The sequence below is a fragment of the Streptomyces sp. NPDC099050 genome, assembly GCF_044759865.1.
Classification (GTDB): Bacteria; Actinomycetota; Actinomycetes; order Streptomycetales; family Streptomycetaceae; genus Streptomyces.
Genome location: NZ_JBIWAE010000006.1, coordinates 358,708 through 371,866 on the forward strand (window position 1 = coordinate 358,708; position 13,159 = coordinate 371,866).

At 73.4% G+C, this 13,159-nt stretch carries 11 protein-coding genes; 5 read left to right on the top strand and 6 right to left on the bottom strand.

The annotated features are described in order from the left end of the window. Positions 1-8: 8 nt before the first annotated feature. The 3 genes from ACIQV3_RS13760 to ACIQV3_RS13770 all read right to left on the bottom strand — a co-directional run bounded on the left by ACIQV3_RS13760 (position 9) and on the right by ACIQV3_RS13770 (position 2,848). A complete protein-coding gene (locus tag ACIQV3_RS13760; RefSeq protein WP_403712619.1) occupies positions 9-1,298 on the bottom strand; it encodes a histidine kinase dimerization/phospho-acceptor domain-containing protein in 1,290 nt (429 codons plus the stop codon). Continuing rightward, a complete protein-coding gene (locus ACIQV3_RS13765) occupies positions 1,295-2,056 on the bottom strand; it encodes a hypothetical protein (protein WP_403712589.1) in 762 nt (253 codons plus the stop codon). Before ACIQV3_RS13765 ends, ACIQV3_RS13760 begins: the two co-directional genes overlap by 4 nt. 156 nt (positions 2,057-2,212) lie before the next feature. After that, a complete protein-coding gene (locus ACIQV3_RS13770) occupies positions 2,213-2,848 on the bottom strand; it encodes a hypothetical protein (protein WP_403712590.1) in 636 nt (211 codons plus the stop codon). Between the two features lie 207 nt (positions 2,849-3,055). Here ACIQV3_RS13770 and ACIQV3_RS13775 point away from each other — a divergent pair, with 207 nt between their 5' ends. Then, entirely contained in the window at positions 3,056-3,847 is a 792-nt protein-coding gene (locus ACIQV3_RS13775; RefSeq protein ID WP_403712591.1) for a nuclease-related domain-containing protein, read from the top strand. Between the two features lie 355 nt (positions 3,848-4,202). On the opposite strand, the gene ACIQV3_RS13780 is transcribed toward ACIQV3_RS13775, so the two are convergent. Continuing rightward, on the bottom strand, positions 4,203-5,309 hold the full coding sequence (locus tag ACIQV3_RS13780; RefSeq protein ID WP_403712592.1) for a Ku protein: 1,107 nt from the start codon (positions 5,307-5,309) through the stop codon (positions 4,203-4,205). Positions 5,310-5,340: 31 nt separating this feature from the next. Between ACIQV3_RS13780 and ligD the strand changes: the two genes are divergently transcribed. Together ligD and ACIQV3_RS13790 are read left to right on the top strand one after the other, a co-directional pair. Further along, complete coding sequence (ligD, locus tag ACIQV3_RS13785; RefSeq protein ID WP_403712593.1) at positions 5,341-6,225, top strand: non-homologous end-joining DNA ligase; 885 nt, start codon at positions 5,341-5,343, stop codon at positions 6,223-6,225. Beyond that, a complete protein-coding gene (locus ACIQV3_RS13790; RefSeq protein ID WP_403712620.1) occupies positions 6,225-7,133 on the top strand; it encodes an ATP-dependent DNA ligase in 909 nt (302 codons plus the stop codon). Before ligD ends, ACIQV3_RS13790 begins: the two co-directional genes overlap by 1 nt. Before the next feature lie 117 nt (positions 7,134-7,250). On the opposite strand, the gene ACIQV3_RS13795 is transcribed toward ACIQV3_RS13790, so the two are convergent. Together ACIQV3_RS13795 and ACIQV3_RS13800 are read right to left on the bottom strand one after the other, a co-directional pair. Then, a complete protein-coding gene (locus tag ACIQV3_RS13795; RefSeq protein WP_403712594.1) occupies positions 7,251-7,655 on the bottom strand; it encodes a DUF6479 family protein in 405 nt (134 codons plus the stop codon). Between the two features lie 59 nt (positions 7,656-7,714). Next, a complete protein-coding gene (locus tag ACIQV3_RS13800; protein WP_403712595.1) occupies positions 7,715-8,698 on the bottom strand; it encodes an XdhC family protein in 984 nt (327 codons plus the stop codon). 267 nt (positions 8,699-8,965) lie between these two features. On the opposite strand from ACIQV3_RS13800, the gene ACIQV3_RS13805 reads away from it, so the two are divergent. Further along, entirely contained in the window at positions 8,966-11,197 is a 2,232-nt protein-coding gene (locus tag ACIQV3_RS13805) for a hypothetical protein (RefSeq protein WP_403712596.1), read from the top strand. Between the two features lie 216 nt (positions 11,198-11,413). Then, entirely contained in the window at positions 11,414-12,253 is an 840-nt protein-coding gene (locus ACIQV3_RS13810; RefSeq protein ID WP_403712597.1) for a M23 family metallopeptidase, read from the top strand. Positions 12,254-13,159 lie beyond the last annotated feature (906 nt).

Here is a 13,159-nt window from a genome sequence, read left to right on the forward strand (position 1 = left end):
GCGTCACCTCACGGCAGCCGGGCCTCGACCAGGGTCAGTACGGCCTCCGCCCCGCCCGCCGCGTCCGCCGTGCCCGCCCCGCCCGCCGTGTCTTCCGCCTGCCGGAACACCAGCCGGGCCCCGATGACCTCCGCCTGTCCCACCGCGATCGTCAGCCCCAGCCCGTGACCCTTGCTACCGCCCCTGGTGCGGAACCGCTGGGGCCCGTGGGTCACGAGGTACTCGGGGTAGCCGTCGCCGTGGTCCCGTACCGTCACCACCGGCCCGTCCACCGTCACCACCACCGGCGCCCGCCCGTGCTTGTGGGCATTGGCGACCAGGTTCCCCAGCACCCGCTCGAGGCGCCGCCGGTCCGTCTCCACGTGCGCGTCCCGCACCACGACGACCTCGGTGTCCGTCCCCGAGGCCCGCACCACCCGCCGCGCGAGGCGTCCGAGCTGGTGCAGGTCGGTCTCCACCACCTCGCTGCCCGAGTCGAGCCGGGAGATCTCCAGCAGGTCCTCCGTCAGCTGCCTCATCGTGCGCACCCGCTCCTGGACCAGCTCCGTCGCCCGCCCCTCCGGCAGCAGCTCGGAGGCCGCCTGCAGACCGGTCAGCGGGGTGCGCAGCTCGTGCGCCACGTCCGCCGTGAACCGCTGCTCGCGCTGGAGCTTCGTCTGCAGGCTGCCCGCCATCGTGTCCAGGGCCGCCGCCACCGTCGCCACCTCGTCCTGGTGCCGCGAGGGGTCCTTCGTCCGCGGATCCCCGACCCGTGCGTCCAGGTCGCCCTGGGTGATCCGGCGGGCCACCGTCGCCGTCTGGTGCAGCCGCCGCGTCACCCGTGTCACGGCGAAGGCGCCCACCAGCAGCGTCCCGCCGATGGCCAGCACCGACGAGCCGATGATCGCGTTGTCCAGCCCGGTGATCGTCCGCGCGCTCTGCCCGTAGTCGACGGCCGCGGCCAGCGCCTTGCCGTCCGCCGGGGCCGCCGCCCACATCAGCTGCCGGTCCCCGTCCTTCGGGTCCTTCGCCACGAGCGTCCCGCGCTGCCCGGACAGGGCCAGCGCGCGCAGCCGGTCCGGCAGCCCGGCCGGATCCAGCCCGGACTCAGGCGGCAGCACCTCGCCGGCCTCGTAGGCGCGCGAGGCGTCGGTGAGTTTGGCCAGCGCCTTCTCGCGGGCCGTCGCGACGGTCTGCCGGGTCACCTCCACGTGCACGAGCACACCCAGTACCGCCGCGAGCGAGCAGCACATCAGCACGATGAAGCACGCCGACTTCCAGGTCAGCGTCGCCGTCCACGAGGGCGGCCGGAGCCTCACCGCGCCGCTCCCGACGAGCCGGGGCTCGGGGACGGCGCCGGGGCCCTGCCCGGCCCGGCGCTGCCGGGCACCCGTACGATCTGCTCCCACGTCGGCAGCATCGAGCGCTGCGTCTCGTCCCAGGACCAGGTGGTGTTCACCTCGTAGCCGGCGTTGCCGCTCGGGACGCGCAGGATCACGTCCCGCCCGGCGAGCTCGACGCTGATGACGGTGTCGGTCGTCGCCATGATCCGGTTGAGCCGGCCCTCGGCGTCCGCGGTGTACACGCGGACGGACATCTGCTGCTCCGGGTACTCGATGCCGACGATGAGCTCGTCCTTGCCGTTGCCGGTGAGGTCCCGGTAATACGGCGTCAGCACCGGACACTTCCTCGGATCGGACCCGTCCGCCCCGCACGCTTCGATCGCGGCGATGGTCTCGGGCGGCATCCCGTCGGGACCGGTCTGCACGTTCGGATGGGCCCGCAGCTCCGCCTGCACCAGGGCCGCCGGGTCGATCCCGTGCACGTTCTGGTCCCGCACGGGCGCGATCCCGGGTACGTACTCGGGCGGCGCGCCCCCGGGATCGGCGGGCGGTACGACGGCCCCCGCGCGCCCCGGCCACAGATGTACGGGCCCGCTCGCGGTCGGGGTCGCCCCGGCGCCGGTCAGCCCGCCGGTGTCACCGCAGGCGCCGGCCAGCGGCAGCAGCAGGGCGGCGAGCAGCGCGGCCCGGAGACGTCGGCGCCGGGGGCGGCCGGAGGGAACGGATCCGATCATCCGTCCGCCCTCCTCTCCCATGAGCGTGTGCCCGTCCACAGTAGGCAGAGCCGCATCGTTTCTGCCCGCGAGCTCGCGCGGGGGCACCCGGCAGGGCGGACGGACGGGGGCCTACGTGTCCGTGTCCCACGTGTCCGTGCCCTACGCGTTCGTGTCCTACGCGTTCGTACGCCCGCGGCGCAGCATCGCGAAGCCCAGCCCGGCGGCGCCGACCGCCGCGATGCCGGCGCCCGCGGCGAGCAGCAGCATGCCGTCACCCGGGCCGTCGGCCAGCGTGTTCAGGCCCAGCACCTCGACGGTCCCCGCACCCGAGCGCGGGGCGGGGACGGAGGCGGGGACGACCCGCCCGTCGCGGCTCGCGGTCTTGTACCCGGAGCCCACGATGGCGCCCCCACTGCCACTCCCACTTCCACTTCCACTCCCACGGTCGCTCCCGGCCCAGGAGGTGAGCAGGCCGTCGGACCGCAGCGCGAGGTGCATCTCCCCGGCGTCACCGAAGCCGGTGCTGCCGTCACGGCTGGTCAAGGTGGCCGCCGTGGAGCCGTCGGGGTTCAGGACATCGGCCTGGTAGGCGCCCTTGGCCACGCGGTACACGTGCGCGGTGGAGACGCCGTCGGCCAGGGACAGGGTCTTGACCAGGGTCCGCGGGGCGCTCACGCCCTGCACGGAGGAAGCCGACGGCACCCCGTCGGCGAGCGCGGCCGCCGCGGGGAACGCCAGCAGGGTGCCGGCACCCACGGCCACGGCGGCGGCGCGTACGAGCGGGCGTCGGCTGCGGCTGATGGTGTTCACGGGACGTCCTTCGGTGCTGGTCAGGCCCTGGGCTGTCCAGGTGGGACAAACGTATGCACCGGCCGTTGCGGTAACCCGTTGCTTCTGTAACAGCCGTGCCTCGGCGACCCGGCGGAGTCGTTACACGCCATGCGGGTCACGCGGACCCCACCGGGGGATTGCCGCGGGGCGCCCGGGCTGCTCCCATGGACGGCGGGGGTGAGGACGATGGCTTCGAGGGGACTGAAGGTACTGCCGAGCGGCCGGCCGGGCCGCGGCCGGCTGTACGTGAACCTGCCCGACGGCCGGGCGGTGGCCTGGTACGACCGGCGGGCCAACCGGATCAGCGTGCTGGCGGACGAGCGCCGGGAGGAGATCCTGACGGCGTTACGCCCCTACCTCACCGGAACCGTGGCCATCGGCCCGCCACCCGTCCCCACGGCCGAGGACCTGCTCCGCCTGTCCCTCCCGCCCGACGAGGACCTGGCCCCGAACCGCCCGGGGGAGGCCCAGCTCGGCGCCCTCACGTACGGCGCCGCGGGCACCCGCGCCCGGCACCGGCTCCGGCAGGAGCTCACGGTGAGGCAGCGGATGGGCGACGTACTGGACGCCCTGGCGGAGTCGGAGGACTGGCAGGTCCTGCACTCGATCCACGCCGTCGCGGACCACCTCCTCATCGGCCCGCCCGGCGTCTTCTGCATCCGCACCGTCCAGGGCCGCCGCCAGCGGGCGGTGATCGGCGACCTCTTCCTCACGGTGGGCCGCGCCGACCCCACCCCGGACCCCCGCGAGGCCCGCCGCGCGGCGGCGTACGCGACCCGCGCCCTCTCCACTCCCGTGACCCCGGTCCTCGCCGTGGTCGACGCGACCCGCCTGGAGGTCGCCCCCACCCTCCGAGACGTCCGCATCCTCACCCCACCGACGACGGCAACCTTCCTGACGAGCACCGCCACCACCCTCAAACCCCCGGACGTGGAAGCCCTCCACACCACAGCCAGAGACCGCCGAACCTGGCACTGACCCGGGCCACCCCGGCCAACCATCCGACGTCCGGCGCCGGGCCCTGCCGCCGGTCCGGCAACCCGGGCCCGAGTCCTGCCGCCGGTCCGGCGTTCCGCCCGAGTCCTGCCGACCGACCGGCATCCCGGGACTGAGTCCTGCCGACCGACCGGCATGCCGGGACCGAGTCCTGCCGCCGGTCCGGCGTTCCGGGACCGAGTGGTCGGGCCCGAGGGACGGCCGGCGGTGGGCCGGCCCGCGAAACACCGGCCCGGGGTCCGGCCCGGGGGCCGGATGGGGTCCGGGCGTAGCCCGGGGAACGGTGGAAGGGTGGGTAGGGGACAGCCCCGCAGGGCCCCGCCACCCGGCCGCCCCCTCAAGCGGAACTCCGCTTGCGCGGCGTCACCGCCTTCTTCGCCGCAGCCCGAGCGGGCTTCGCCTCCACGGCCTTGGCCGAAGCGGACTTCTTCGCGGCCGCCGCAGCGGCCTTCTTCTTCGCCGCGGCGGCAGCCGTCGTCTTCTTCGCGGCACCGCCACCGCCCCCGCCACCCGCCGCCGACGCAGTCGACTTCTTCCCGCCCACAGCCTTCGGCGCAGCCGCCCCCGCGGCGGCGGCCTTCTTCCGCCGAATCGGCGTAACCTCCGCCCCGGCCCCGGCCCCCTCCCCCTCCGGCGGCGCAGCCGCCCCCGCCCCCGCCCGCGAAGCCTTCGCCGCCCGCACACTGCTCTCCAACGCCGCCATCAGGTCGATGACCTGCCCACCCGCACCCTCCCCCTCCGCGGGCTGCCCCGGCGCCACGACCGTCTCGCCGCCCGCCTTCGCCGCGACCATCGCCTCCACCGCCTCGCGGTAGTCGTCGCGCAGCGAGTCCATGTCGACCTCCCCCAGCGTCGCCATCAGCGCGTCCGCCAGGTCCAGTTCGGCCTCCCGTACCGACACCGCGCCCTCGGGCGCGACACCTTCCGGTACCCGGATCTCGTCCGGCCACAGCAGCCCGTGCATCGCGATCACATCGTCGACGACCCGCAGCATGCCCAGCCGCTCCCGCCCCCGCAGCGCGTACTTCGCGATCGCGACCTTCCGGCTCCGCTTCAGCGCCTCCCGCAGCAGCGTGTACGGCTTGGCCGCCGTGGCCCCGCTCGCCGCGAGGTAATACGCCGCGTCCATCTGCAACGGATCGATCTGATCAGCAGGAACAAACGAAACGATCTCGATCGTCTTCGCGGTGGCGATCGGCAACTGCGCCAGATCCTCATCGGTGATCGGAATGATCGACCCGTCCGCTTCCTCGTACCCCTTGCCGATCTCGGAGGCCGGCACCTCCTCCCCGTCCAGCTCGCAGACCTTGCGGTAGCGGACGCGTCCGCCATCGCCGACATGGATCTGGCGGAAGGAGATCGAGTGGCTCTCGGTGGCGTTCACGAGCTTGATCGGAATGCTGACCAAGCCGAAGGAGATCGCCCCGTTCCATATGGATCGCACGGTTCCTCCTGTTTCGTGGCAATCTCATCGTATGACGCCGATCACCCTGGTGGAGGGCCGTCGCATTTCGCTCAGCAACCTCGACAAGGTCCTCTACCCGGAGACCGGCTTCACCAAGGGAGAGGTCCTCCACTACTACGCCACGGTTGCGGGCCCCCTGCTCGCCCACATCCACGACCGCCCGGTGTCCTTCCTGCGCTATCCCGACGGCCCGGACGGACAGCTCTTCTTCACGAAGAACCCGCCGCCCGGTACCCCCGCCTGGGTGAACACCACACCGGTGCCCCGCTCCGAGGACCTCCGGGCCGAGCAGGTGGTCGTCGCCGACCTGCCCACCCTCATGTGGGCGGCCAACCTTGTCGTGGAGTTCCACACCCCCCAGTGGCCGGCCGGGGCCCCCGCCCTCGCCGACCGGCTGATCCTGGACCTCGACCCGGGTCCCCCCGCCACCGTCGTCGAATGCTCCGCGGCCGCCCTCTGGCTCCGGGACCGCCTCAGGGCCGACGGCCTGCACGCGTACGCCAAAACCTCCGGCTCCAAGGGCCTCCACCTGGCGGTACCCCTCGAACCGACCCCTTCCGAGCAGGTGTCGGCGTACGCGAAGGTCCTCGCCCAGGAGGCCGAGCGCGACCTCCCCGAGCTCGTCGTGCACCGGATGACCAAGGCACTGCGCCCCGGGAAGGTCTTCGTCGACCACAGTCAGAACGCCGCCGCCAAGACCACGGCCGCCCCGTACACCCTGCGCGCCCGCACCCTGCCCACGGCCTCCGCCCCCCTCTCCTGGGCGGAGGTCGACGCCTGCCGCACCCCCTCCGACCTGGTCTTCCTCGCCGACGACATCGCTCCCCGCCTCGCCCGCGACGGAGACCTGTTCGCCCCCCTCCTCGACCCCTCCCGAGCCGGACGGCTCCCGTGATCACCGTCGCGCTCGCCGCCGCCGTACGGACCCTGCCGCGCGGGCCCGGTCTGGCGTACGAGCCCAAGTTCGACGGCCACCGCCTCGTCATCGTCCGCACCGACCGCGCCGTTGACGGGGTGGTCCTCCAGGCCCGCTCCGGCCGCATCGTCACCGCGGCCTTCCCCGACCTGGCCGCCGCCGCCCACCGCCTGCCCGCCGGGACGGTGCTCGACGGAGAGGTGGTGATCTGGCACGGGGGCCGCACCGACTTCGCGCTCGTACAGCGCCGGGCGGCCGCCGCCTCGGCCGCGCGGGCCGCCGTACTGGCCCAGACGCTGCCGGCCTCGTACGCGGCGTTCGACGTCCTGGAACTCGCCGGGCTGGACCTGCGCGCCCGTCCGTACGAACGCCGGCGCGCCCTCCTCGTGGACCTGCTCCTGCCCCTGGGCCCGCCGCTCCAGCCGGTCCCCATGACCACGGACCCCGAGCTGGCGGAGACCTGGTACGAGACCCTGCCCGCCAGCGGCATCGAGGGCCTGGTCGTCAAACGGATGGACCAGCCCTACCCGGCCGGCCGCCGATCCTGGCGCAAGCTCCGCCACACCGACGTCTGGGACGCGGCGGTGGTCGGCTACACGGGCACCGCCCGCCGCCCCCTCGCCCTCGTCCTGGTCCTGCCGGTCGGGGACGAGACCCCGCTGGTGTCGAGTCCCCTGACGGCGCCGCTCCGCACCGAGGTGGCGGCAGCGGTGGCCAGCCGGGCCCCGACAGTGGCCGGGAACGCCACCGTCACTGCCACGGTCACGGCCATCGGCCTCGGCGAGGTCCCCTTCCACCCCCTGGACCCGCCACTGACGGCCGAGGTCCGCCACACCTCGACCCGCCACCCGCCCCCGGAGGTCCTGCGCCTGCGCACAGACCTGTGACCCGCGGCGGGAAGGCCGCGGGTCACGGTCACGGGTCGGTTCGGGGCGGTCGGTTCGGGGCGGGCGGGCGGGCGGTTCGGTTCGGGGCGGGCGGTCTCAGGCCTTCCCCTCCACCGTTCAGGCGGGCTTGGCGCCGTCCAGGGGCGGCAGGGTCGGCGGCTGCTTTCGTGCCGGCCGCGGATTGGGGTGCTCGTACCCGGATTCCCGCTCGGCCCGCGCCTCGTCCTGATGGCTGTGGGTCCGGGAGCCGAAGTTCCCGTACCCCTGCATTTCGTGTGGGCGCAGTCCGCTCTCGGGGAATTCGACGTACTCCCGCTCCTCGGAAACCTCGTGCACGGCGCCGCCGACGGGCAGGTGAGGCTGGCTCTCGGGAGAAGGGGGTGCGGGTTCTTGTGCCCGGACCCGCTTGCCCAGCAAGAAGCCGCCGAGCAGGAAGCCGACCACGATGAGCCCGACGACCAGGAACCACGCGATGTTGGTCAGTGTTCTGTCCACCGCGAGGAAGATCAGAGTCGTGTCCATACAACCCATTTTCCCGCATGGGCGCCCATTTCACCCGATCACGCCCGCGAGCTGCGTCCTCACCCCCTGAGGGGGCCGTCCGCGTCCCGCACCCCGCGCACCTCGCGCCCACCGAGCACCGCCAGGATCTCCGCGCAGATGGCCAGCGCGGTCTCCGCCGGCGTCTGCCCGCCCAGATCCAGCCCGATCGGCCCGTGCACCGTCCGCAGCAGCTCCTCGCCCACCCCCGCCGCGAGCAGCCCCTCGCGGCGCCGCGCCGTGGTCTTGCGGGAGCCGAGCGCGCCGACGTACGGAATCCCGAGCGCGAGCGCGGCCCGCAGCGTCGGCACGTCGAACTCCGGATCGTGGCTCAGCATCGCCAGACAAGCGGCGTCCCGCCGCGCCCCGAGCAGCTTCCCGGCCTCACTGACGCCGGTGACGACACTGACCTCCCACCCGAGCAGCCGGGCCTGGGCCTCGATGACCTCGGCCAGCTCGCCGCCCCCGCCGATCACCACGTACGGAGCCGACGGGTACGCCTCCACGAGCACCAGCCCGGACCCCGCGTACAGCGCGTCCCGCCCCGGCCGCCGCGTCCTCAGCAACTCCCCGGCCCGCCGCTCGGCGTGACCGGAAGGCTCATCGGCCCCCCGCACGACCACACTCACGGCCTGATCCGCCCGCTCGTTCAACTGGGTCACGAGCGCGACCCCGACCCCCTGCCCGAGCAGCTCCCACCACTCACCGGGAATCGCCCCCAGCGGCTGCAACAGCACCTCGGCCTGACCACCACACGTCAGCTTCGCCTCGACGGCCTCCCCGGCCCCCACGGAAACCTCGCACACCCGCGCGGTCTCCCCGGCCCCCATGGAGGCGGCCTCCGCCACCAGCTCGGCATCGAACACCCCCCGGTACAGGGCCCCGACACACTCGCCCTTCACATCCACGAGCACCGCCCCGGCGGGATCCCGGGGCCCGAAGCCCTGCTCGGTCACGGGCCGCGCCAGAAACCCGACCCGCCCCTCGGCCACCCACCGCCGCGCCGTCTCCACCAAGTCACGCATTTCGCGCCGCCCCATCCTCACCGTCAGAGCACGCCACAAAGCCCCAGATCAGCAACCCAAAGTGGCCTCCCCACCAACCTACGCACGCCCACCCCCACCCCCCACCCCCCAAAACCCACAGACCCACCCCCACATCCTTCGTACGGACCACCGGAACCAGCGGGCCCGAGCCCGACCCCGGACGGCTGCCGAACACGCCTGAACCCGGGCGACGTAAAAGAAGGCGGACCACGGGTTGCCGCCGTGCCGCGCCTCTAGGCTGCAGGGATGACCACCGCGCGCCACGCCACGCCCTTCCCCCTCGATGTGGACTCCTTCCTTGCCCGAGCCGAAGAGCGGGGCGCCCCGCTGGACGCGCGGGCGGCGGAGGCCGTCCTCGGCCTGCTCGTCCTGGGCGGGGCCCGCCGCCGGACCGGCCTGCCCGAGCCCACCGAGGAGCTCGCCAAGCAACTGCTGCACCTCCTGCTCCCGCTGTACGTCAGTGCCACCGCGCAAGAGCTGCCGGGCTTCGTGACCGCGCTGGTCTCGCTGGCCGACCACACGCACGAGGCCGGCCGCCTCAATGCCAAGCGGCACGCGAAGCTCGTGGCCCGGGTGCACGAGCTGGCAGAGGGCCTCGGGCAGGCGATGACGAGCCACGACCGCCTCACCTGGCCGCGGCTCTACGGGAACCTGGTGCGTGCCGCGGGAGTTGACCCCAACGACCCCCGGGCGGTGCGCGACTGGCTGGAGACGTTCGCCGCGCGCCCCTACGCCGAGCGGAACGCCGCGCTGGGCTTCGTCGCCTCCTCGTCCCCGAACGGACCGCTCTCCGAGGCGGCTTACGCGCAGGCACTGTGCGCGGAACGCTCAAGGCAGGCCCGTCCGCTGCTCACCGCACGGCTGGAGGCCGTGACGACCGCCGGGGCCCCGGCGGGTGAGCCGGACGACGCGCGGGAGGACTGGTACGACGAACAGGCGGGCGCGCTCGCGGACCGCTGGACGGCGGCCGGACTCGACACCCTCCTGCGCGGTCCCTTCGCGCACCTGGCGCCGGGCGGCGGCGACGCTCCCGGCCGCCCCCTCCTCGCCCTCGTCGAGGCGATGGCCGTCCAGCACATGGAGATGTACGGCGAGGTACTCGCACCGATGCCCCCGGCCCCACTGCCGGGCTCCCCCCAGGAGCAGGCCGCGCTGCTGCGCGCCGCCCCCCTGCCCCAGCTGTTGGCACGAGCCGCAGCCGATCCGGAGGGTGTGGACGAAAGGACGCGCGAACTGGCGCTGGCGAGCGGGTTCCTGGTGCGCCGGAAGCCGGGCGGCGCGCCGAGCACGGGACCATCGGCCGAAGCGTGGCGCGACGGCGGCCCCGCCGAGCTGACCGGCCTGGCCCTGAACCTGTTCGGCGCCCTGCTCGCACAGCTGGCCGAGGAGGAGGAGACCGCCGAACAGTTCGACGGCGAGAACCTGCTGACCCTCTACTTCCTGTCCGAGCGGGCGGGGGCGGCGCAGTCCGTGGCCCGACTGGCCGCCCTGAACGACATGTGGTTCATCCCGCCGGATCACGAGAGCGACCCCGACCCGACCGTCCAGGCCACCGGAACCTACGAACTGCCAGACCCCCAGGCCCTGTCCGCCGTCCTCGGGCTTCCGGCACTCACCGAGTCCGACCGCACGGACCTGATCCCGGGCGCAGCCCGCCTCGCCCGCCTGATGGACCGCCTGGAGGGTCTGGGCGTCACCCAGCGCTCCGGCGATGCCCTCACCCTCACCCCACTCGGCACCTCCTTGCTGCGCGACGCCCTCCTCCTGGGCATCGGAGGCGAAGCCGCCGATGTCTTCCCCACTCGGGACCAGGTGCTCGCCTGGGACGCGGAACGGCTCGTCGCGGGAGCCCAGTGGTGGTCGAAGGGGGCCGCCCGGCAGTCCGTCGCCGACTGGCTGACCGCGCACGGCACCCACGGATGGACCCCCTTCTTCCAGGCGCTCTCCGCCGACCGCCCCGAGGAGGAGCCCGCCAGGCGGCGAGCGCTGCTCGCCACCCTGGACGCGACGGCCGTGCCCGACGATGCCCTGCACGAACTACTCCCCGACCCCGTCCTGGGCGGCTGGGCCGAACACACCCTGCACGTACGGGGCCAGGTGCCCGACACCTCCGCCGTGCCGCTGTCGGCCCGCGCGGTGCACTTGGTCGACGAGCTGGAAGCCGTACGGCGCACCGCGTCCCTCGCCCACCGTCTGACGGCGGCTCCGGAACAGGAGGAGCCCGCCCTCTTCGCGGCGCTCCACGCCGCCTTCGACAAGGCGGCATCAACCTGGCCCGGCGGCGCCCCGGCCCTCCTCGCCGCCCTCATCGGGGCGGACCCGTACACGGCCGCCTTCCTGGCGCAGCAGCTCGCACACCACCCGGACCGCACCACCGCCGACCAGGCCCGCCGAGCCGTCCGCACCAGCGGCACGACCCGCTCCCCGGGCAGGAAGAAGCCCGCGAAGCGAGCAGCCGGCAAACGCAAGCGCCGCTGACCGGTCAGCTCACCTGAGTGACGAACGCCTGCCAGGCACCGACCCCGACCGACCCCTACCGCACCCCGCTCCCCGGGGTCTACCTCTGCTCGGCGGCCACCCCGCCCGGCCCCTCGGTGCACGGCATGTGCGGCCACCTCGCCGCCCGGACAGCCCTCCGCCGCCACCACGGCCTGCGCACCGCCCCGCCCCTCTCCCCCCCCCGAGGTCCACCCCATGACCCTTCGGCCGACCGTCCGGACGCCGCTGCGGACGACCCTCTGGAAGCGCCACGGCCTCCTCTTCGCCGCCGGCACGCTCTGTGTCCTCGCCAACACCGACGGCCTGAGCCCCCTGTGGTTCACCGGCCTGTTCCTCCTCGCCGTCGGCGGCACCATGCGCTGGACCCTGACCCGCCGCCAGCGCCCGACCGGCGACCACCCCCCGGTCCCGATGCGCATCCCCGTCGAAGGCCCCTGGACCGCACACAACAGCCCCGCCGACAAGGTCCCCAGCCACACCCACAGCCACGCCCAGACCTACGCCATCGACCTGATCCACCACCCCGCCGAGGGCCCCGAGCCGCCCCCGTTCACCAACCTCTGGCCGCTGGCCCGCCGCCCCGAGCACTACCCGACCTTCGGCCAACCGGTCCTGGCCCCCGCCGACGGGGTGGTCGTCGCCACCGCGCACCGCATGCGCGACCACTGGACCCGCTCCTCACTCCCGTCCTTCGCGTACCTCTACCTCGAAGGCTTCGTCCGCAGCCTCGGCTGGCCCTGCCACCTCTGGGGCAACTACATCCTTCTGGACACCGGTGACAACGTCGTCGCCGGCTTCGCCCACCTCCGCCGCGGCTCCCTGCGCGTACGCCCCGGAGACCGCGTCCGAGCCGGCCAGCACCTGGCGGACTGCGGCAACTCCGGAAACTCCTCCGAACCGCACCTCCATTTCCAGCTCATGACCACCCCCGACCCCACCACCGCCCAAGGCATCCCCTTCACTTGGCACTACCACCTCGGCACCCACGAACCCCGAACCGGCATCCCCTCCAACACCACCCTCTTCACGGGGTGACATTCGTCCTGCCCGGACCGGACGACCGCGACCTCCCGGACGAGCCGGTCAACGCGTTGCACGGGGCTGGCAGGGCCTGCGGGAAGGGCCGTGCCCGATTCACTGAAGATCAAACTGGACGCCACGGCCGCCGCAGCGGAGACGGCTCACCGAAGGCGGCAGACCCTCGTCAACGCCATGCACCACGCCGCGCCGATCTCGGCGAGTTCCCGGAACCTCCGCTGTCCGCAGTGCGGTGGCGGAGCCCGAGGTTGCCAATGACGTAGATGAGCAGGCGCCGGCTGACCGCGGGCTGAAGAACCGCTCCGCCGAAGAGGCCCGTCGCGTGCCGCTTCCGCAGCCACTGACGTACGCCTGCACAGGGCCGCAGTTGGCCGCGCATACGCGAAGACCCCGTCTCAGCGAACTCGCTGATGGCGGGGTCTTGGGCACTTCCTACGAAGTGCCCCCGGCAGGATTCGAACCTGCGCACACGGCTCCGGAGGCCGGTGGCTACCCGGACGTTTCCGCAGGTCAGAGCCCTATCTGACCATCCGTCACGCCTGCGGTCCCACGCATGTCCCACGACGTAGAAATGACCCAAATGGCTGCTTCGCCTTGATGCTACCGTCCCGCACGGTCCGTGTCCGCGCTCTGGGAGTATTTCCATCCGCGATGCCGTCAATCATCAGCTGCGGCGTCCGCACCGTGCGCGAGCATCGGCACACCGTCGATCTGCATCGCAGGGTCTTCCGCCCGACCGAGAGCGTGAGCGGCTTGCGCCGGAACCGCCGGGCCGGTCTCGGTGGACGGCGGTCTATCGGCCGCACTGCTAGACGAGTCATTCCGAATGATCAGTGGTCGTAGGCGATCAGTGATCGTGTGACCGGCTGGCGGGTCTTGTGGTTGTGCCAGATCGCGGCGGCC